The 19,734-nt window shown below is 63.8% G+C and carries 16 protein-coding genes and 1 pseudogene; 6 read left to right on the top strand and 11 right to left on the bottom strand.

Going from position 1 to position 19,734, the window contains the following annotated elements; genetic code table 11:
* Positions 1-10: 10 nt before the first annotated feature.
* The 9 genes from araD to ACHMW7_RS05705 form a co-directional block, all read right to left on the bottom strand.
* The gene (araD, locus tag ACHMW7_RS05745; protein ID WP_395449374.1) at positions 11-1,732 is read right to left on the bottom strand and encodes an L-arabinonate dehydratase; all 1,722 of its coding nucleotides are present in this window, start codon (positions 1,730-1,732) and stop codon (positions 11-13) included.
* A gap of 48 nt (positions 1,733-1,780) precedes the next feature.
* Positions 1,781-2,656: an SMP-30/gluconolactonase/LRE family protein gene (locus ACHMW7_RS05740; protein ID WP_395449373.1), complete on the bottom strand. Its 876-nt coding sequence runs from the start codon at positions 2,654-2,656 to the stop codon at positions 1,781-1,783.
* Entirely contained in the window at positions 2,646-3,296 is a 651-nt protein-coding gene (locus tag ACHMW7_RS05735; RefSeq protein WP_395449372.1) for a 2-dehydro-3-deoxy-6-phosphogalactonate aldolase, read from the bottom strand. The genes ACHMW7_RS05740 and ACHMW7_RS05735 overlap by 11 nt, the downstream gene beginning before the upstream one ends.
* A complete protein-coding gene (locus ACHMW7_RS05730) occupies positions 3,293-4,231 on the bottom strand; it encodes a 2-dehydro-3-deoxygalactonokinase (RefSeq protein WP_395449371.1) in 939 nt (312 codons plus the stop codon). Before ACHMW7_RS05730 ends, ACHMW7_RS05735 begins: the two co-directional genes overlap by 4 nt.
* Positions 4,232-4,239: 8 nt before the next feature.
* Positions 4,240-5,022 (bottom strand): SDR family oxidoreductase, encoded by a 783-nt coding sequence (locus tag ACHMW7_RS05725; protein ID WP_395449370.1) that lies wholly within the window; start codon positions 5,020-5,022, stop codon positions 4,240-4,242.
* Complete coding sequence (locus ACHMW7_RS05720; RefSeq protein WP_395449369.1) at positions 5,019-5,897, bottom strand: aldose 1-epimerase; 879 nt, start codon at positions 5,895-5,897, stop codon at positions 5,019-5,021. The genes ACHMW7_RS05725 and ACHMW7_RS05720 overlap by 4 nt, the downstream gene beginning before the upstream one ends.
* 1 nt (position 5,898) lies before the next feature.
* Complete coding sequence (gene araH, locus ACHMW7_RS05715; RefSeq protein WP_395449368.1) at positions 5,899-6,849, bottom strand: L-arabinose ABC transporter permease AraH; 951 nt, start codon at positions 6,847-6,849, stop codon at positions 5,899-5,901.
* 11 nt (positions 6,850-6,860) lie between these two features.
* Complete coding sequence (gene araG, locus ACHMW7_RS05710; RefSeq protein ID WP_395449367.1) at positions 6,861-8,372, bottom strand: L-arabinose ABC transporter ATP-binding protein AraG; 1,512 nt, start codon at positions 8,370-8,372, stop codon at positions 6,861-6,863.
* Between the two features lie 68 nt (positions 8,373-8,440).
* Complete coding sequence (locus ACHMW7_RS05705) at positions 8,441-9,433, bottom strand: arabinose ABC transporter substrate-binding protein (RefSeq protein ID WP_395449366.1); 993 nt, start codon at positions 9,431-9,433, stop codon at positions 8,441-8,443.
* A gap of 198 nt (positions 9,434-9,631) precedes the next feature.
* Here ACHMW7_RS05705 and ACHMW7_RS05700 point away from each other — a divergent pair, with 198 nt between their 5' ends.
* The 3 genes from ACHMW7_RS05700 (at position 9,632) to ACHMW7_RS05690 (ending at position 12,841) form a co-directional block, all read left to right on the top strand.
* Positions 9,632-10,375 carry a FadR/GntR family transcriptional regulator gene (locus ACHMW7_RS05700; protein WP_395449365.1) on the top strand — a complete coding sequence of 248 codons (744 nt, stop codon included), beginning with the start codon at positions 9,632-9,634 and terminating at the stop codon, positions 10,373-10,375.
* Positions 10,376-10,407: 32 nt separating this feature from the next.
* Positions 10,408-11,556: a galactonate dehydratase gene (gene dgoD / locus ACHMW7_RS05695; RefSeq protein ID WP_395449364.1), complete on the top strand. Its 1,149-nt coding sequence runs from the start codon at positions 10,408-10,410 to the stop codon at positions 11,554-11,556.
* Between the two features lie 268 nt (positions 11,557-11,824).
* The gene (locus ACHMW7_RS05690; RefSeq protein ID WP_395449363.1) at positions 11,825-12,841 is read left to right on the top strand and encodes a DUF4105 domain-containing protein; all 1,017 of its coding nucleotides are present in this window, start codon (positions 11,825-11,827) and stop codon (positions 12,839-12,841) included.
* Between the two features lie 86 nt (positions 12,842-12,927).
* Here ACHMW7_RS05690 and ACHMW7_RS05685 read toward each other — a convergent pair whose 3' ends face one another.
* Complete coding sequence (locus ACHMW7_RS05685; protein WP_395449362.1) at positions 12,928-14,022, bottom strand: fatty acid desaturase; 1,095 nt, start codon at positions 14,020-14,022, stop codon at positions 12,928-12,930.
* 221 nt (positions 14,023-14,243) lie between these two features.
* On the opposite strand from ACHMW7_RS05685, the gene ACHMW7_RS05680 reads away from it, so the two are divergent.
* Positions 14,244-15,509 (top strand): AGE family epimerase/isomerase, encoded by a 1,266-nt coding sequence (locus ACHMW7_RS05680; RefSeq protein ID WP_395449361.1) that lies wholly within the window; start codon positions 14,244-14,246, stop codon positions 15,507-15,509.
* Between the two features lie 36 nt (positions 15,510-15,545).
* Here the strand turns inward: ACHMW7_RS05680 and ACHMW7_RS05675 are convergent, their stop codons facing one another.
* Positions 15,546-17,462, bottom strand: coding sequence for an acyltransferase family protein (locus ACHMW7_RS05675; protein ID WP_395449360.1), 1,917 nt, complete (start codon positions 17,460-17,462; stop codon positions 15,546-15,548).
* Between the two features lie 182 nt (positions 17,463-17,644).
* Between ACHMW7_RS05675 and ACHMW7_RS05670 the strand changes: the two genes are divergently transcribed.
* Both ACHMW7_RS05670 and ACHMW7_RS05665 read left to right on the top strand, forming a co-directional pair.
* Positions 17,645-18,220 carry a hypothetical protein gene (locus tag ACHMW7_RS05670; RefSeq protein WP_395449359.1) on the top strand — a complete coding sequence of 192 codons (576 nt, stop codon included), beginning with the start codon at positions 17,645-17,647 and terminating at the stop codon, positions 18,218-18,220.
* A 189-nt stretch (positions 18,221-18,409) separates the two neighbouring features.
* A pseudogene (locus ACHMW7_RS05665) lies at positions 18,410-19,650 on the top strand (MFS transporter).
* The last annotated feature ends 84 nt before the right edge of the window (positions 19,651-19,734 follow it).

The following is a 19,734-nucleotide window of genomic DNA, read 5'->3' as shown; positions in this document are numbered from 1 at the left end:
GGCCTCTCCGTCAATGGCTTTCGCGCGGCACGTCATGGCCACGGCAACCGACCAGGAAGTCCAGGTCGGCACCGCGATCGGCCTGCATGACACGCTCGACATAGAGGCTCTGGTAGCCGCCCTGCATCTCCGGCACAGGCGGGGTCCACAGCTTGCGGCGGCGCTCCAGTTCTTCGTCGCTGACTTCGACGTGCAAACGGCGGTTCTCGACGTCGAGTTCGATCATGTCGCCATCCTCGACCAGCGCCAGCGGGCCGCCGATGGCGGCCTCGGGTGCCGCATGCAGCACAACCGTGCCGAACGCGGTGCCGGACATGCGCGCGTCGGAAATGCGGACCATGTCGCGCACGCCCTTTTCCAGCAGCTTCTGCGGCAGCGCCATGTTGCCGACCTCCGCCATCCCGGGATAGCCCTTGGGGCCACAGTTCTTCAGCACCATCACGCAGGTCTCGTCGATGTCGAGCCCAGGGTCGTCGACGCGCGCCTTGTAGTGCTCGATGTTGTCGAACACCACGGCGCGGCCGCGATGGCGCATCAGTTCCGGCGACGCAGCGGAAGGCTTGAGGATCGCACCATTGGGTGCGAGATTGCCACGCAGGACGGCAATGCCGCCCTGCTGGGTCAACGCCTTGTCGCGGGGCAGGATCACCTCGTCGTTGAAGTTCTCGGCACCGGCGATGTTGTCGCCGACCGTCTTGCCGGTCACCGTCAGCGCGTCGAGGTCGAGCAGGTCGGCGATCTCCTTCATGACGGCAGGAAGACCGCCGGCGTAGCAGAACTCTTCCATCAGGAACTTGCCGGACGGCATCAAATTGAGGATGGTCGGGATGTCGCGGCCATAACGGTCCCAGTCCTCGAGCGTCAGCTCAGTGCCGATCCTGCCGGCGATGGCGAGCAGATGGACGACCGCATTGGTCGAGCCGCCGATCGCGCCATTGATACGGATGGCATTGGCGAATGCCTTCCTGGTGAGGATGGCGGACAGGCGCAGGTCTTCCTTGACCATCGCAACGATGCGCCGGCCGGAAAGACGGGCGAGCCGCGCGCGGTGGGCATCCACGGCGGGATAGGCGGCGTTGCCAGGCAAAGCCAGGCCGAGCGACTCGACCATCGACGCCATGGTCGAGGCCGTGCCCATGGTCATGCAATGGCCCGGCGAGCGCGACATCGCGCTCTCGGCGGCGGCAAATTCCTGCTCGCTCATCAGACCGGCGCGCACGTCCTCGGAGAACTTCCAGACATCGGTGCCCGAGCCGATCGGCTTGCCACGGAAGCGGCCGTTGAGCATCGGGCCACCCGAAACAACGATCGCCGGCACGTCGCAGGACGCAGCACCCATGACCAGCGACGGCGTGGTCTTGTCGCAACCGGCCATCAGCACCACACCGTCCATCGGGTTGCCGCGGATTGCCTCTTCGACATCCATCGAAGCAAGATTGCGGAACAGCATCGCGGTCGGACGCAGATTGGATTCACCGCACGAGAAGACCGGAAACTCGAGCGGCAGGCCACCCGCTTCGAGGATGCCCGCCTTCACATGCTCGACCAGGCCGCGGAAGTGCGCATTGCAAGGTGTGAGTTCGGAGAAGGTGTTGCAGATACCGATCACCGGCCGTCCGTCGAAAGCATCGTCGGGCAGGCCGTTGTTCTTCATCCAGCTGCGGTGAATGAAGGCATCCTTGCCAAAGCCGCCGAACCAGGCCTGCGAACGCAGTTTCCGTGTCACTGTCATGTTCCTGTGGTTGGAGAGCCGCCAGCGGCGGCCGGCGCGGCTATGCCGCTAGATCAGCACATCAGGCTCGAGCCGGCCCTTGACCGGCAGGTCGACCAGAAACGTCCTTCCGGCATCCGGTTCGGCACGGCGCGCGTCATCGCTCAGCCCGATCCAGGCTGACGTCACCGCAAGACGGTCGGCATGTTTGCCAACGAATGCCGGGCATGACGGCTGGCTCACCGAAAACAGCACCGAGCGGACAAGTTCGCCACCGGGGGCATAGGCGGCGAGCCGCCCTTCGCCCCAGCGCGCGTTCCACAGGGTTCCATCGGCGTCGACCACCGATCCGTCGAAGCCGCCCGCACCCTGGCTTTCGGCGAAAACCTTGGGCTCGCCTGCAGGCAAGCCGGTCCTTGCGTCGCAAACAACACGCATGATCCGCCCAACTGCGGTGTCGGCGTAATAGGCAATGGTGCCGTCAGGGGAAAACGCGATCGAATTGGGGATGGAAATGCCGCTGTAAAGTTGGCGCAGCTCGCCGCGAAAAAACCAGTAGAGGCTGCCGGCACCTGTCTCCGCCCGCTTGCCCATCGTACCGAACCACAAGGCGCCGCATGGATGCACGCGGGCATCGTTGGAGCGCGTGGCCAAGTTTGTCGCCTCCACTGCTGTGTGAAGGACCAGGCGGCCTGTCGTCCTGTCCCTGACATGAAGGCCGGTCTCGGTCAGGATCAGCTGGCGCTCGCCATCGATGATCGCCTGGGCGCTCGCCATCTGGCCGAGCTGGGTGGTTATGGTGCGGTCTTCGCCGAAACGTTTCTCCAGCAGCAGCCCGTTGACGATGTCGAACCAGTAGAGCGTGTCACTGACCGGATCGTAGCTCGGTCCCTCACCAAGTTCGCAGGCATGGTCGGACAACACCGAAACGAGGTCAGCCGGCATCGTTGTCGTCCCCGAAAGCCGCGTCCCAGGCGGCAACCGCGGACCTTGCCCGCGTCGCCACCTCCTCGATGCTCATGCCGGGACGAAACAGGCTCGTGCCAAGCCCGAAGGCGCTGACGCCGGCTGCGCGATAGCTGGCGAAGTCGCGATCGGAAACACCGCCGACGGCGCCGACAACAGTGTCTTTGGGCAGCACCGCGCGCATCGCGGCGATACCGCCGACACCGAGCACGCTGGCAGGAAAAAACTTGAGCGCCGAGGCCCCCAGCTGCAGTGCCTTGAACGCCTCGGTTGGGCTCATCACTCCAGGCATGGTCACCATGCGATGGCGGGCGGCTGCGGCCATGACTTCGGCATCGATGTTGGGGCTGACGACAAGGCGACCGCCGACCTCGGCGAGACGATCGACCTGCCTCGCTTCAAGCACGGTCCCTGCTCCGATCAACGCGGAAGCTGGCAGGCTGCCGACGATGGAAGCGATGGAGGCAAAAGGCTCCGGCGAGTTGAGCGGCACCTCTATTGCCTCGATGCCGACTTCGTAGATCACGCCGGCTACCGCAACGGCCTGATCGGGGGTAAGGCCACGCAGGATCGCGACAAGCCCGCGCCGCAATTTCGGAAATTCCGCTGTTCTGGTCATGCCGGCACTCCATCGATCATTTCGTTCTGGCGCGCTGCCTCAAACAGACCGATGCGCACCGCGATGTCGGCATCGATGTCGCGGACTTCGAACCCGGCGACCTGGAAGACACGACGATAAAGCGTGGCGAGCGTGCCGGAAGCGACGAGGGTCAGGCTTCGATCGTCATGGAGAAATTGTCGCCGGGCCGACGCCACTTCGCTGCCGATCATCAAGCCGGAAAGCGTGGCCGCCGCGTCTTCGGGGGTCAGACCGTAAAGCAGCGAACCGGCCCGGATCGAAAACAGTCGCGAGGCGAAATCGCCGCCTTCGGCGAGCGCGATCTCGCAGGCACTTGCAAACACCGGGCTCTCCGCCGAGATGGCGCCCGGCGTCTCGCCAATCGAATGGCGCAGGATGGAGTGGCTTGAAAGCAGCGCGAACAATTCGCCGGTCGGCCACGTCCGGAAAGTCTCGACGGCGCCGCTGTCGACGACCACCCATTTGGAGTGGGTACCCGGCATGCAGACCACATGGCGGCCGGCAGCCTCGAGCTTCGAGCCGGCCAGTTGCGTCTCCTCGCCCCGCATCACGTCGGGGGCTTCGGCACTGCGCTGGGCAAGGCCCGGCACAATGCGGATGTCGCGTCCCGCATGAGGAACGCGGACCGCCCCCCTGAGGATCGCCGCAATTGAGGACGGGACGTCGACATAAGGCGCCTCGATCCATCCCTGGCGCGCGCCGGCCATGCCGCAGATGATGACCGGCACGCCGTCCGGCGCGCGCAAGGCAGCAAGGCACCGTTCGAGAATGGGCTCGAAGCCGACCGTCTGGGCGGTGGTCAGTCCTTCGTCGCTGCGATGTTCGGCAAGGGCGGCCCCTTCGGCATTAAGGAGCCATGCCCGCATGCGGGTGGTTCCCCAATCGATCGCCACGATGACGGGTGCTGCGGTCATCGTACCCCTCACTGCGCGGCGTGCTGGAGGACGCTCAGGCCGCCGTCGACGACAAGGCAGGCAGCGTTCATGAACGGGCATTCGTCCGAGATCATGAACACGGCCGCCTTGGCGATCTCGGTGGGGGTGGCGATGCGTTTGCCGGGATGCAGCGCCAGGGTTTCGGCGCGCGCCTTTGCCGGATCGGCAAAGCTGTTCCAGTAGTCGATGTTTTTCTGCGTCTCGACATAGCCGGGCGCGAGCGCATTCACCCGCACGCCGGAAGCCGCATATTCGAGCGCAAGGGATTTGGTGAGGCCAAGCAGCGCGTGCTTGGCCAGCGGATAAGGAAAGGTGTGCGGAATGATGGTGAAGGAATGCGTCGAGGCGATGTTGAGGATCGCTCCGCCACCGGCTGAAATCATGCCTGGCAGCACTGCCTTGCAGCAGTTCCATGAGCCTTTGAGATTGACGTCGAAGCAACGCTGCCACTCGGCATCGGTGGTTTCGAGCGGCGTACTGAAGACGTTGATGCCGGCATTGTTGATCAGGGCGTTGACCGGGCCGATCGCCTTTTCCGCCGCTGTCATGGCGGCAGCTATCGCGGTCATATCGGAAATGTCGGCCTCGGCATGACCAAGCGCGCCCTCGGATGCCCCAAGCCTGGCAACAGTCTCGCGCAGCAACGGACCATCACGGTCGACGATGAAAAGTTTCGCGCCTTCCCTCAGGCATTCCTGGGCTATGGCGAGGCCAATGCCCTGTGCTGCACCGGTCAGGAAAATGCGTTTGCCGACAAGACGGTCGCTCATTGGAAGTCCTCGCAGTCAGAAACAGTGATCGAAAAGGTGCCGGCAAGCGTCTCGTCGGGTGCCAAGAGATGCAGCGATTCCGGCCCGGCAAGCGCCAGTGCATTGGGCGTGTGCGACATTGGTTCCAGGCAGAAGAAGCTGCAGTCGTCTTCCGGCGCGTAGAGCATGTAGCGCGAGAACAACGCATCGGCGGCGATGTCTGCGGCGAGCTTCATCTCGGGCCAAATGATCCGTGCCTGGCCGCTCCAGCCTTCGAAGCAATTGTTCAGCCTGCGGCGCGGCAGCCGGCGCGGTGTCACGAAATCGGCACTGTCTGGGATCGGCGTGCGCACGCCAGGCAGATAACCCTCGCGCTCGGTCCACCAAGCCATCGCCGGGGCCATGAGCCGGGTGGCGTCGGTGCGGGGAAAATAGGGATGGAAGCCGATGCCGAACGGCAGTGTCTCGCTGCCCAGGTTCGTTACCGAAAGTGCTAAGGTCACGGTTGCGCCGTCGAGCGTGATGGTCTGAACCGCGCGATAGATATGGGGCGAATTGACAGGGTGGAGCTGGCCGAAGGCAAGCCGAACATGCGTGGTCGAGGCATCTTCAACGTTCCATTCAGCCAGCCAGCCGTCGCCATGGATGTAGTTCGGTTCGGCTGTATTGGGCGTGAAGCGATAGCTTTTGCCGCCCAGCTCGAAGCTGTTTGCCTCGACGCGATTGCCGACCGGAACCAGCGGAAAGCAGGCCGAACGCAAGACGTCGAACGCGCCGTCGCCGTGTCGGCGCAGGAAGGGCCGGCCATCGCTTGTCTGGCCGTCATCGACCGCCCCGCCCTTCAAGCTCACCCGGAGCGCCAGGCGCTCGCCTTCAAGCTCGACAAACCCTTGCATCTCAACGGCGTCCGAGCGCGCTGGACCTGAGATTGTCGAGCAACACGGCGAGCAGCAGGATCACGCCACGGACGATGTACTGGTAGAAGGCCGGGATGTTGAGCAGGTTCATCACATTCTCGGCGATGCCCATGATCATCACGCCGACGATCACGCCGGCGATCGCCGCGCGGCCACCGGCCAGCGACACACCGCCAAGCACGCAGGCCGAGATGACCGAAAGCTCCAGGCCAATGGCCGCATTAGGCTGGCCCGAGGTGATGCGCGAGGCGAGCAGGATGCCGGCGATGGCGCAGACCATGCCTTGCAGGGTGAAGATCCAGATGCGCGTCCAGTCGACATTGACGCCAGCCAGACGCGACGCTTCCGGATTGCCGCCAATGGCCAGTGTGTTCTTGCCGAAGACGGTGCGGTTGAGCACAAAGCCAAACACCACGAACAGGGTCGCCAACACCCAGATCGGCGTCGGAATGCCGAGCAGCTTGGACAGCGCAAGCTGGTAGAAATTCGGATCATTGATGCCGACTGCCCGGCCGTCCGACGCAATCAGCGCGAGGCCGCGCACGATCTGCATCGTCGCCAGCGTGGTGATCAGTGCATTGATGCGGAACTTGGCGATGACCACGCCGTTGATCAGGCCGACGGCGCCGCCGCAAAGTAGCGCCGCGAGGATGCCGACCATGATCGAACCGGTGGCGTTCGAGGCCATGACGGCGACCATGCCGGCAAAGGCGACGATCGAGCCGACCGACAGGTCGAAATCCCGCGCCGCCAGGCAGAACATCATGGTGCAGGCGACGATGCCGACGGTGACGACCGACTGCAGCAGGCCGAGCATGTTGCGCTCGGTCAGGAAGTTCGGAACGAAGATCGACACCAGCGCAAAGGCCAGAACGAAGATCACGACGAGACCCTGGTCGCCGAGCAGTACCTTCTTGAAAGAGTTTGTCATGCTCAGTCCCCTTAGGAAGCGATTGCGTCTGGCGTCTTCTTGTCGGGAAGCGCTGCCGCCAGGATTGCACGCTCGCTGAAATCGTTGCGGTCGATATGCGCTGAGATGCGGCCGCCGCACATGACCAGGATGCGGTCGCAGATGCCCATCACCTCGGGCAGTTCGCTGGAAACGACGATGATCGCCATGCCTTGCTCAGCAAGCTGGTAGAGGATTTCGTAGATTTCGGACTTGGCGCCGACATCGATGCCGCGTGTCGGCTCGTCGACGATCAGGACGCGGACGCCCTGTTCGGACAGCCAGCGGCCGAGAATGACCTTCTGCTGGTTGCCGCCGGATAGGTTCAGGATGTCCTGCTTGCGCGAAGGCGTGCGGACCTTGAGTTTCTTGATGTAGGTCTCGGCGATTTCGGCTTCCTTGCGCGGATTGAGGATGCCGAAGCGCGTGTTGTGGCGACGCGAGGAGATGTTGATGTTCTCTTCCAGCGAGCGCCCCTGGATGATGCCGTCATGCTTGCGGTCTTCGGAGCACAGCACGATGCCCGCGCGTATCGCCTGGCGCGGGTCGACGGCGTGCACTGCCTGTCCATCGATCTTGATCGTTCCGCTGCTGCGTAGGTCAGCACCATAGATCAGGCGCATCAACTCGGAACGGCCAGCGCCGATCAGCCCGAAGAAGCCGAGAATTTCGCCGGCCCTGGCCTCGAAGCTCGCCGGCTGCACGAGCTTGTCGCCCGCGATGGCTTCCGCCTTCAGCCTGACATCGCCCACCGTTCGGGCGCGCCAGCCCCAGACATTGGAGATCTCGCGACCGACCATCTCCGCCACCACCTGTTCGCGCGTGACGTTTTCGAGGCTCGGGTGATGGGCGGCCAGCTTGCCGTCGCGCAGCACGGTCAGGCTGTCGCAGAGCCGAAACACCTCGTCGAGGCGATGGGAGATGTAGAGAATGACCTTGCCTTCGGCGCGCAGGCGCTCGATCAGGCTGAAGAGAATTTCGCTTTCGCGCGACGACAGCGACGAGGTCGGCTCGTCCAGCGCGATGACGCGTGCATCGAGCATGATCGCCTTGGCGATCTCGACCATTTGCCGCTCGCCGATCGACAGCGTCTTGACCTTGCGGCGCGGGTCGATGTCGATGCCTGCAGATTTCAGCTTGTCGCCGACCTCTGAAAACATCTGCCGTGACTGGATGACACCGGCATTGGCCGGAAAGCGGCCGAGCCGCAGGTTTTCGGCGACGGTAAGCTCCGGAACCAGCTGCAGTTCCTGGTGAATGACGATGACGCCGGCATGAAAGGCGTCACGCGTCGAGGCATATTTCTGGACCTGGCCGTCGATGATGATGTCGCCGGTATCGGCATGCTGGTCGCCCGAGAGGACCCGGATCATCGTCGACTTGCCGGCGCCGTTTTCGCCCATCAGGCCATGGACGGCCCCCTTTGCGACGGAAAACGACACGTCGGACAGCGCCTGGACGCCAGGATAGGCTTTCGAGATGTGAGAAAATTCGAGAAATGACATCGACGGTCCTCCTGAATGTCCTACGGCAGCAAAGCACCGCCGTCGGACACCGTTCAATGTAGCGGTGATTACTCGATGCCGAGTTCCGCACGGACCTTTTCGAAGTCGTCACGCTTGGCAAGCGCGCCGGCGGTCAGGATCAGCTTCTCCGGTTCCTTGCCGTTGGCGACCCACTCATACATGTTGAGCGCAGTCTCATAGCCATGGCGCTTCGGCGAGATGATCACCGAACCGATGAAGCCGGTAGCCGAAGGCTTCTTGAACTCGTTGATCGCCGAGTCCGCGCCGCCGATGCCGACACCGATCATGCCGTCAGCCGCGATGCCGACGCCTTCCGATGCACGCACGGCACCCAGAACCGCTTCGTCGTTGAGGCCGAAGGCGACCCACTTTTTGATGTTGGCGTTCTTGTTCAGGACAACCGTCGCCGCGTTGAGCGCGGCTTCCGTGTCGGTCTTCGCCTGAGGCGCGTCGAAGATGTTCTCGGCCTTGAAGCCGTTGGCCTTGAGCACCGAGATGGCGCCCTCGACGCGATCGACGGCGGTCGGCAGCTGGTCATAGGAGACACGGATCGCACCGACCTCTTCGGCCTTCCAGCCACGGGCCTTCATTTCGTCGACGATCGCCTGGCCGACGGCCTCACCAATCTTGGTGGCCGAGATGCCCATATGCGGCACTTCCTCGATCGGCTTGCCGTCGGCGCTGACCAGACGGTCATCGACGGTCATCACCTTGAGGTTGTTGGCTGCCGCCTTGGCAACGATGCCAGGCCCGAGCTTGACATCGGGCGTGCAGACGACAAAGCCCTGAGCGCCCTGGGCACCGAGATTGTCGATCGCCGACATCAGCTTCTCGCCGTCCTCGGCGCCGATCTTGACCAGTGTGAAGCCTTTTTCCTTGGCGGCCTGGTCGGCGAACTTCCACTCGTCCTGGAACCACGGCTCCTCAGGCTGCTTCACGATGAAGCCGATCTTGGTCTCCTGCGCATAGGCAGAAACGATGGTGGTGACAGACAGAGCCGCTAAGGCGCCCGCGACGAGCGCCGTCTTCAACAATCGCATGTGAACTCCTCCCAAAGGTGCCGGGCGCTCAGCCCGGATGACAAACGCTAGCGTCTTTTATCATACCAGTCAATTGCACTGGTATGATAAATGAGCTAGCTTCATTTTGCGACACCGCCATGGATGATCGCAGGGCGCATTGTCCGGCATGCGAAGCGGACATAAGAACGAGAAAACGCTCTTGGGGGAGGAGAACGCATGAACATCAAAGAGGCGCCAGCAGCGGTAGCGAAATCGCGCCGCCCGCGCGTGTTGCCGGACGTGGTGCGTGCGATTGCCGCGGAGGTCCTTGCCGGCAACTATCCGGTCGGCAGCTCACTGCCGAGCGAGAACGATCTCTGCACCGAACACGGCGTAAGCCGCACCGTCATCCGCGAGGCACTCAAGACGCTCGCCGCCAAAGGCCTTGTTCTCAGCCGTCCGCGCATCGGCACCGTCGTCTGCGAGCGCGACAACTGGAACATCATCGACCCGCAGGTGCTGGAGTGGCACGCGCCGAACACCCTCGATCCCAAGCTGTTCGATTCCATCCTGGAGACCCGCCGCGCCATCGAGCCGCTGGTCGCCGAACTTGCCGCGACACGAGCGTCGCTGCAGGAGATCGCCGACCTTGAGCTGGCCTGGAAAGGCATGGAGGACGCGGGAAGCGACGTTGCGCGCTTTGCCCGCTCGGACGCGGCCTTTCACCAGGTGCTCTACGGGGCCTGCCACAACCCGATCTTCCGCCAGATCGGCGGGATGATCGAGACTGCGTTGAATTTCGCGCTGGAGGCGACAGCCAATTCCGTCGACCGGCGCGACGAGGCCGTCAGGGTCCACTACGGCGTGGTTGAGGCGCTGCGCATGCGCGACGCCACAGCCGCGCGCCGTGCCGCCAACGAGATTCTGGACCTCGCCGCACGCGATCTCGCGCGGGCAAAGAGCCAGAAGAAGCAAGACTGAGCGGGCGCATACATTGGAGTAGTGCCGACACCATGAAGATCACTGCACTCAAGACATTCATCGTCCCGCCGCGCTGGCTGTTCCTCAAGATCGAAACCGACGAAGGCGTCAGCGGCTGGGGCGAACCAGTCGTGGAGGGCCGCGCCCACACCGTCGAGGCGGCGGTGCATGAGCTTGCCGACTACCTGATCGGCAAGGATCCCCGGCTGATCGAGGACCACTGGAACGTCATGTATCGCGGCGGCTTCTACCGTGGCGGCCCGATCCTGATGAGTGCGATTGCCGGCGTCGATCAGGCGCTGTGGGACATCAAGGGCCGGGCGCTGGGCGTGCCGGTGCATGAACTGCTTGGCGGGCGCTGCCGCGACCGCATCAAGGTCTATTCCTGGATCGGCGGCGACCGACCATCGGAAGTCGCGGCAGGTGCCAAGGACGTCGTCGCGCGCGGTTTCACCGCGCTCAAGATGAACGGGACTGAAGAGCTGCAGATCGTAGACAGCCACGACAAGATCGATGCGGCAATCGAGCGTGTCGCCATGGTCCGCGAGGCAGTCGGCCCGCATGTCGGCATTGCCGTCGACTTCCACGGCCGCGTCCACCGGCCAATGGCCAGGGTGCTGGTCAAGGAGCTCGAGCCCTACAGGCTGATGTTCATCGAAGAGCCGGTGCTCAGCGAAAACCGCGAGGCACTGAAGGAGATCGCCGGGCTGTCATCGGCGCCGATCGCGCTTGGCGAACGCCTCTACAGCCGCTGGGACTTCAAGAGCGTGCTCCAGGAAGGCGTTGTCGACATCATCCAGCCGGATCTCTCGCATGCCGGCGGCATCACCGAATGTCGCAAGATCGCGGCCATGGCGGAGGCTTATGATGTCGCCGTAGCCCCCCACTGCCCGCTCGGCCCGATCGCGCTCGCCGCCTGCCTGCAGCTCGACGCGGTGAGCTACAATGCCTTCATCCAGGAACAGAGCCTGGGCATCCACTACAACAAGACCAACGATCTGATGGACTACGCCAAAAACAAGGACGTGTTCCGATACGAAGACGGCTACGTCACCATCCCCGACGGCCCCGGTCTCGGTATCGAGGTCGACGAGGAATACGTCAAGGAACGCGCCAAGGAAGGCCATCGCTGGCGCAACCCCATCTGGCGCCACAAGGACGGTTCGGTCGCCGAGTGGTGAGACGAAAAGCAGCTGCCCTTTCCCGCGCGGGCGCAAGTCTGTGAATTTCGGCGCAACCTCCTGAAGGCAAAAGGTGCCGAAACTCCCTGAGCTTTTGGGGCTATCAGCATATTCGTCGGCGCGGACCGATCCGCTCAGAGCTACCCACCCCACCAGCGAGGGGAGCTCCAGACACCACCAACATCGCCGGCGCCTGGCGATCTGCGCTTGCCGCAAGGCAGCTGATCTGCGATCTCGGCTAAGTGGATGGAACTAAACCCGACCGGAGATGGCATTGCGCAACGTGGGCTTGATCGTTTCGGCCATCGTCCTTGTCCTGGCGATAGCGCTCGCGGCCGCCTGGGCGACGCTGGCGCTGTGGTATCGCCTGCCCGCACCCGAGATCGGCAGGGGCCTCGCGGCGTGCCTGTTCGCGCTGCTCGGCATCGCCACCGCCATCGCCTTGTTCAGCCCCTGGCGCCTGCACGCGCTGGCGCTGTTCGTCATTACCTTCGCTGCGGTCATGGTGTGGTGGAACACCATCGCCCCACCGGAGCACGCCGACTTTGCCCCCGATGTCGCGCGCCAGGTCACCGGGCTACGTGAGGGCGACAAGCTGACGCTGACCAACGTCCGCGACTTCGAATGGCGCAGCAACACCGATTTCACCGAGCGCTGGACGACGCGCAGCTATGACCTGAACAAGCTCGAGACGCTCGACCTGTTCATGTCCTATTGGGCCGGGCCGGAGATGGCCCATGTCATCATGAGTTTCGGCTTCGAAGGCGGCGACCAGCTCGCCTGGTCGGTCGAGGTGCGCAGGCGCAATGGCGGCGAATTCTCGCCGATCGCCGACCTGTTCAAGGCCAACCCACTGGTCATCGTTGCAGCCGACGAGCGCGACGTCGTTGGCGTCCGCTCGAACATCCGCGGCGAGGACGTCCAGCTCTACCGGCTGAACGTGCCCGCAAAGGACGCCCGGGCGCTGCTGCTCGGCTATGTCGCCGATGCCAATGCGCTGGCCGCGACGCCGCGTTTCTACAATTCGATCACCACCAACTGCACCACCGTCATCTTCAGGATGATGCGCGCCGTCGGCGACGTGACCCCGTTCGACTGGCGCCTGATCGTCAACGGCTATCTGCCGGAATACGCCTATGACCGAGGCGCGCTCGACACCCGCCTCTCGGTGCAGGAACTGCGCGCGCGTGCCCACATCGCCACGCGCGCATTGGCTGCCGGCCTGACGCCGGACTTTTCGCAGCTCATCCGCGCCGGCATGCCATCGCCGGCGCCGGCCCGGTAAGCCGCAAGCCTAGAAATGAGGCGCGCGACGAGGCCGCTGCGCTCTGGCGCAGTCGGCTGTCGAACTGACGGAAATCTACGGCGTGGCTAAACCCGCGCTTCGGCGAACGTCACCAGCCGGCGGCGATCCTCGCACCACAGTGCGAGATTGATGCAGCCGACGCTCTTCCAGAAGGTCAGCTTGACGGTCTGGCTGGCATCGCGAAGCTCGGCATTGCTGTCGAAGCAGGCCTGCAGGCGGTAGAACGGCACGCGGCTGCACAGGTGGTGGATGTGGTGCAGGCCGATCGACCCGGTGATCCACTGTGCCACAGCGGGCAAGGCGTACCACGAGCTGCCGCCAAACGCTGCGACATGCAGGTCCCAGGCGTCGCCGGCATCCCAGCGCGTCTCTTCGAACTGATGCTGGACATAAAACAGCCAGCCACCGGCCCAGGCACCCATCACCACGACAGGCAGAACCGCCAACATCACCGCCCAGCCGGCCACAAGCACGAGCCCGCCATAGACGAGCACCAGCGCCACGTTGAGGCCGCCGGCGCTACGCCAGGCTTCGACGCGCGGAATGGCATCATTGTAGGGCAGCCGGTGCATGATCAGGAAATAGATCGGTACGCCGATGACGATCAGGATGATCGGGTTGCGATAGATGCGGTACATCAGCCGCTGGCTGGTGGTCATCGCCTCATATTCGGCCACCGTGCGCGTATCGATGTCGCCGATGCCGCGCTTGTCGAGATTGCCCGAGCCGCCGTGGTGCACGGCATGTGCCTTCTGCCAGAGCGTATAGGGTGTGAAGGTGAAGACGCTCAGCAGCCGTCCGATCATCCGGTTTGCTTCGCGCGAACTGGTGAACGAGCCATGGCCGCAATCGTGCTGGATGGCAAACAGCCGCACCAGAAACGCCGCACAGACCGGCGCCAGACCGGCCAGCGCCAGCCAGCGCCAGCCGCCGAGCACCGGCTCGGCATAGGCGGCAAGCCAGACAAGTACGGCCCCCATCGCCAGGAAGGGCACCAGCGTCACCGCCAGTTCGAACGCCGCGCGGCGGTCGTCTGGGTCGCGAAAGCGATTGCAATGCGATGCAAGCCGGCGAACGAGCGCCTTTTCGGCCGCATGATCTGCAGCCTGGGCAGACCCTTTGGGCAGGCCGTCCGCCTTGGACGACATCAATTTCGTCATTTAGTCCCCGAAATCTCGCTGCCAACTCGGTCAAGCGCGCCATTTGTCCATAATGCGCGGCAAGCGCCATGGCTAGTGGCACCACCGTGGCATATTAGCTGTATCCAGCGTCTATGCACCGCTGGACGCAAATCATGGCGTTTTCCTGTTGAGTGCGTGCGCCATAACGTTTTAGGTCGTGGTTTCAGGTCGAGGCAGTCAATCAGCCGCAGGGGAACTTCATGGCTTCACTGGAAATTTCCGCCGGCGCGGCCAAATGGACCACCCGGACAAGCCACCGCTTGTGGCTGCTGCAGCAAGCCGACGCGCTGTTTTCCTTCTTTGAGCGCGCAAGCCTCAATCCTCTCGGCGGCTTCCATGACCTCGATGACCAAGGCCACCCGCTCGCGCCGGGCGCGGTGCCCGGCAAGTTCGCCGGCCGCCAGATCCATGTCACCACCCGCATGGTGCATTGTTTCGCGATTGCCCACCTGCTCGGCCGGCCTGGCGCCGACACGCTTGTCGACCACGGCATGGATTTTCTGTGGAACGGTCACCGCGACACCACCAACGGCGGCTATTTCTGGGGCGTCGGCTATGACGGTCCGACCAACGACACCAAGCAGGCCTATGGCCACGCCTTCGTTCTGCTTGCCGCCTCCAGCGCCAAGGTCGCCGGCCACCCCGACGCCGACCGCCTGCTGACCGACATTTCGACGATCCTGTCCGAAAAATTCTGGGAAGAGGAACACGGCGCGGTGGCGGAAGAATTCACCCGCGACTGGAAACCCTTCGACAGCTATCGCGGCCAGAACTCCAACATGCACCTGACCGAGGCGCTGATGGCGGCCTTCGAGGCATCAGGCGACAGCACCTACCTCACCATGGCCGAACGCATCGCCGACCTGATCATCCGCCGCCACTCGGCCGCCGAAGGCTGGCGCCTGCCCGAGCATTTCACATCAGACTGGGAGCTCGACCGCGACTATTCCGGCGACCCGATGTTCCGCCCCTATGGCACCACACCGGGCCATTCGCTCGAATGGGCGCGGTTGTTGCTGCAACTTTGGGAGCTCGGCGGCCGCAAGCTCGCCTGGCTGCCCGATGCAGCCAAGAACCTGTTTGGCCAGGCAACCGCCGATGGCTGGGACGCTGCCAAGGGCGGCTTCTACTACACGCTCGAATGGGACAGCTCGGCCCGCATCAAGGACCGCTACTGGTGGCCATGCTGCGAGGCGATCGGCGCCGCTTCCGTGCTCAACGCCATCGGCGGCGACGATGTTTATGAAGAGTGGTACCGCCGCATCTGGAGCTTCTGCGCCAGCCGCTTCATCGACCGGACCAATGGCGGTTGGCACGCCCAGCTCGACAGCGATCTCAAGCCCAATGCCGGCCCGTTCTATGGCAAGCCCGACATCTACCACGCGCTGCAGGCTTGCCTGATCCCGCTGGTGCCGACCTCCGGCAGCATCACCAAAGGCCTCAGCACCACCGGTATCCGGCTTTAGCGGTTTCACGTGGGATTAAGGGCCGGCGAATGACGGCTACTGCCAGTGTGCCGCCAGCTGGTCACCGAAGATCGCGCGCTGCATCGAGCCAGCCAGCGTCGCCGCATAAGGCGTGGCGATGTGGTGGCGGTCGCGGAAGGTCAGCTTGCCGTCGATCATCGCCGGGCATGTCGTCTCGTTGCAGAACAGTTCGGTCAGGTCGACATACCTGACGCCAGGCAGGCCAGATGTCGCGGCCTGTTCGGTCTCCGACACCCGCTCGTCTATGGCCTCCTGTCGCGGCGTGTCGCAGACAGCAGCACTCCTTCCCTGCCACAACGAACGGGCGACGCAGCGGTCGAGATATGACTTGTGCACGGGAACGTCCCTGAGCAGCACGACCTCGGCGCCGGTCTTGTGAAGCGCCGCAAGCGACGCCCTCAAGCCGTCGGCCCAGACGTCGCGGCTGACCAGATGCTCCAGCTCGCCATTGACGTCATTTTCGACGTAGCTGTACGAAAACTGCGAAACGATCACCGCATCGGGTTGCAGGCTGGCGATCTCCTTTATCGCCGCCTGCCGCCACGCATCGCATTCTGAATAGGCCCGCATCAGCCGAACGTTCCATGTCGGCACCGCCGCCACCGAACAGGACGACTTCAGATAGGTTACCAGCCGCCAGTTGTTCGTCTCGGCGATCTTGGCCAGCGGCGTCGACCAGTGGTCGGCATGTGAATCGCCGAACAGCACAATCGTCTTCTGCGGCTGCGATGCACCGAGCCTACAGCTGCGCGGTTTGGTCTGCTCCAGGCTGGCGACGCAATTGGTGTCGATCTGGCGCGCCGACGAATACCGGGCAGCACTCTCCGCGATGAGCTTCTGGTTCGGGTCGACGCTGCGTGCCGCGAGCAGGGAAACACCGTAAGACAGTGTCACGCCGACAGAGGTGAGCACTGCCGCGAGCCCGAGCGACCGCACCGCGCCTGCCGACAGCCAGCCGTTCGAGCGCACCGGGTTCTCGACAAAACGATAGCTGAGATAGGACAGGGCGACCGTCGCCAGCAAGCAGGCGAGCCGGCCTGTGAGCGCAAGGTCGGGCCACAGGATCGTCGCATAGACGATGACAGGCCAGTGCCAGAGATAGAGCGAGTAGGAGAGCTTCCCGGTCCATTGAAACGGCGGCAGCGACAGCAGCGCAGCCGGCCCCACGGGGCTTTGGCGGGCGCCTGACAGCAATAGCATCGCCGTTCCGGCAACCGGCAACAGCGCGATGAAGCCGGGAAACGGATCTGTTTCCGACACGGTCAGATAGGCGGTGGCGATCGATGCGATGCCGATCCAGCCCATAACGGGCGAGAGACGAAAACCCGACGCCCAGCGCTCGGCCACCCCAAGCGAAACGAGCCCACCCACGGCGAACTCCCACGCACGCAGCGGCGAAAAATAGAAGGCCCAGGGCTGCGAAACCGAGGTCATCCAGGCGCTGGCGCCGAACGAGACCATTGCGACCACGCCCAGCATGAATGCGATGCCCCTTGCGCCCGGCCGCAACCACACGACCAGCAGCAGGAAGGCCGGCCACAGCAGGTAGAACTGCTCTTCGACCGACAGCGACCAGAAATGCAGGAACGGGTTGCTGGCCGTATCGGCGGCGAAATACTCGAACGACCAGCGCAGCAGCCACAGATTGATGACATAGCTGGAAGCAAACAGCGCACCCTTGGCGTAGAGCTGCTGTTCGGATGGCGCCAGGATGAAGTATCCCGCGACAAGCGTTGCCGCGATCACCAAAAGCGATGCCGGCAACAGCCGCCGCGCGCGGCGTCCGTAGAAACGCCACAGATCGACAGTCCCGCTTCGACCGATCTCCTGCATCAGGTGCCGGGTAATCAGGTAGCCTGATATGACGAAGAAGATGTCGACGCCGATGAAGCCGCCCGGCAGGTCCGACATGCCGAAATGAAAGGCGACCACGCCACCGACAGCAATGGCGCGCAGGCCCTCGATGTCGGGGCGAAAACGACGAAGCGGGTGCTGTCATGTCTTTGCGGTGAGCCTGCTGGACATGCCGCAGGATCGGCGACGCGATCGGTGAGGACAATTCAAACTATGTTGCAATGCAACATGCGCGCCCGAGCCCCATCCGGCGCAACACCATGGAACAGAAGGCACTGCGCCTGCTGTCGCCCATAACATCGAGCCCGGCTTTTTCTTCAATGCCTCTTTCGGGCCTCTTTTGGGCGGAACCCATGCCGCTCCGGTCAGTTACTCCGACGCGAGGGCATGAATTCGAGAGGAAGAAGATGAAACATTCACTCGCCACTGCGGTCCTGCTCGCATCCACGACGCTGGCCGCGCCAGCTATTGCCGAGGACGCCGCCAGGCCAGCCGCCCAGGTGGACACATCCACCACGGCCAGCACCAGCGCCACGGCCGATCTCGGCACCGTTTTGTCCGCCATCCAGGCCAGCAGCAGCACCGCAAGGGCCATCCAGGCGATGACGACGGTCGGCAGCGTCCAGATCGTCACGCTGTCGGAAATTGCCAAGGGCGACAAGCAGGCGCTGGACAAGGCCGTCAGCGACAATGAAGCGGACATCACCGGCGTGCAGGCTGCGATCATGGCCAACAGCGCCCTGAAATCGCAACTCGACGCGGAAATGGTCGAGACCTCGGCCATTGTCGCCGCCAGCATTGGTGCCGATGGCTCGGTTACGGTCTTTGTCAGGTAACAGCCTTGCCAGGACCGCGCGGCGTGGCCCGACGGCTTGAAGCGTCGGGCCACGCAGGCCACTGCCTCCGAAAAAACTTTGATCCAGCCGCACAAAAGCGCCCACTCAGCGCCAAACTGCGCTATGGCAGCGGCGGTCGGTTGACGCGATTTGCACCGGCTCCGCACACAGGTTCTCCGCGCCGCGCCGATGACATCCCAGCCCGTCACAGCACCTGAACAGCGCTTCGCCGCCTTTCGCCATGGCGCCTTCTCGCGTTTCTGGATCGCGCGTTTCCTCGCCACCTTCTCGACCCAGATCATCTCGGTCGGCGTCGGCTGGCAGGTCTACGACCTGACCCGCAACCCCTTCGACCTCGGCCTCGTCGGCGTCATCCAGTTCGCGCCGGCACTGCTGCTGGTGCTAGTCACCGGCGTCGTTGCCGACCGTTTCGGCCGCAGGCTGATCATGGGCCTGTCAGCCCTGGTCGAGACCGCCTGTGCCGCTGCCATGCTTGCGCTGACTTTCCACGGCCTCGCCAGCCCATTGCCGATCTTCGTCGTGCTCGCCGTCTTCGGCATCGCGCGGGCCTTTTCGGCCCGGCCTCGGCCTCGCTGGTCGCCAATCTCGTGCCAGCAGAGGATTTCGCCAATGCGGTCGCCTGGAATTCGTCGGCCTGGCAGACCGCGACCATCGTCGGCCCGGTCGCCGGCGGCCTGCTCTATGGCGTCTCGCCCGAAGCCGCCTACGGTGCCGCGACCATCCTCATGCTTGCCTCGGCAGCGCTGGTCTTCTCCATTCCCAAGCCTGTCCAGCGCAGCGAGACCGACAAGCCGTCGGTCGAGACGCTGTTTGCCGGCTTCCGTTACATCTGGGGCGAAAAGATCGTGCTCGGCGCCATCTCGCTCGACCTGTTCGCCGTGCTTTTGTCGGGCGCCGTCGCCCTGCTGCCTGTCTATGCCCGCGACATCCTCGACCTCGGGCCATGGGGCCTCGGCCTCCTGCGCGCCGCGCCGGGCGTCGGTGCCATCATCGTCGCCGTCTGGCTCGCCGGCCATCCGATCCGCGACCACGCCGGCCTGGTCATGTTTGTGTTCGTGGCATTGTTCGGTGTCTTCACCGCGATCTTCGGTTTCTCGACAATTCCCTGGCTGTCGATCGTTGCCCTCGCCTTCATCGGCGCCACCGACATGGTCAGCGTCTACATCCGCGAGACCCTGATCCAGCTATGGACGCCCGACCATGTCCGCGGCCGCGTCAATGCGGTCAACGGCGTCTTTGTCGGTGCCTCCAACGAACTCGGCGAGTTCCGCGCCGGCACCATGGCCGCCCTCATCGGCACGGCACCGGCCGTCGTCTTCGGCGGCATTGGCGCCATTGCTGTCGCCTGCATCTGGGCCTGGACATTTCCCGCCCTGCGCAAGGTCAGGCGTCTCGACGGGCGCGTCTGAACTTTCCGATCCTGGCTGCTTTGCCGGCGTTGTAAATATCGCAACGTATTCATACATTCCCCTACATCGATTAGGCGATTGCGA

Source organism: Aminobacter sp. UC22_36 (assembly GCF_044056035.1).
Lineage (GTDB): Bacteria > Pseudomonadota > Alphaproteobacteria > Rhizobiales > Rhizobiaceae > Aminobacter.
The sequence above is the reverse complement of the archived record's forward strand: the minus strand, read 5'-3'. Positions and strand labels throughout refer to the sequence as shown.

Excerpts from the sequence above, each read along its gene's own strand:
- araD (WP_395449374.1), bottom strand. The coding sequence starts at position 1,732 with ATGACAGTGACACGGAAACTGCGTTCGCAGGCCTGGTTCGGCGGCTTT.
- ACHMW7_RS05740 (WP_395449373.1), bottom strand. The coding sequence starts at position 2,656 with ATGCCGGCTGACCTCGTTTCGGTGTTGTCCGACCATGCCTGCGAACTT.
- ACHMW7_RS05735 (WP_395449372.1), bottom strand. The coding sequence starts at position 3,296 with ATGACCAGAACAGCGGAATTTCCGAAATTGCGGCGCGGGCTTGTCGCG.
- ACHMW7_RS05730 (WP_395449371.1), bottom strand. The coding sequence starts at position 4,231 with ATGACCGCAGCACCCGTCATCGTGGCGATCGATTGGGGAACCACCCGC.
- ACHMW7_RS05725 (WP_395449370.1), bottom strand. The coding sequence starts at position 5,022 with ATGAGCGACCGTCTTGTCGGCAAACGCATTTTCCTGACCGGTGCAGCA.
- ACHMW7_RS05720 (WP_395449369.1), bottom strand. The coding sequence starts at position 5,897 with ATGCAAGGGTTTGTCGAGCTTGAAGGCGAGCGCCTGGCGCTCCGGGTG.
- araH (WP_395449368.1), bottom strand. The coding sequence starts at position 6,849 with ATGACAAACTCTTTCAAGAAGGTACTGCTCGGCGACCAGGGTCTCGTC.
- araG (WP_395449367.1), bottom strand. The coding sequence starts at position 8,372 with ATGTCATTTCTCGAATTTTCTCACATCTCGAAAGCCTATCCTGGCGTC.
- ACHMW7_RS05705 (WP_395449366.1), bottom strand. The coding sequence starts at position 9,433 with ATGCGATTGTTGAAGACGGCGCTCGTCGCGGGCGCCTTAGCGGCTCTG.
- ACHMW7_RS05700 (WP_395449365.1), top strand. The coding sequence starts at position 9,632 with ATGAACATCAAAGAGGCGCCAGCAGCGGTAGCGAAATCGCGCCGCCCG.
- dgoD (WP_395449364.1), top strand. The coding sequence starts at position 10,408 with ATGAAGATCACTGCACTCAAGACATTCATCGTCCCGCCGCGCTGGCTG.
- ACHMW7_RS05690 (WP_395449363.1), top strand. The coding sequence starts at position 11,825 with ATGGCATTGCGCAACGTGGGCTTGATCGTTTCGGCCATCGTCCTTGTC.
- ACHMW7_RS05685 (WP_395449362.1), bottom strand. The coding sequence starts at position 14,022 with ATGACGAAATTGATGTCGTCCAAGGCGGACGGCCTGCCCAAAGGGTCT.
- ACHMW7_RS05680 (WP_395449361.1), top strand. The coding sequence starts at position 14,244 with ATGGCTTCACTGGAAATTTCCGCCGGCGCGGCCAAATGGACCACCCGG.
- ACHMW7_RS05670 (WP_395449359.1), top strand. The coding sequence starts at position 17,645 with ATGGAACAGAAGGCACTGCGCCTGCTGTCGCCCATAACATCGAGCCCG.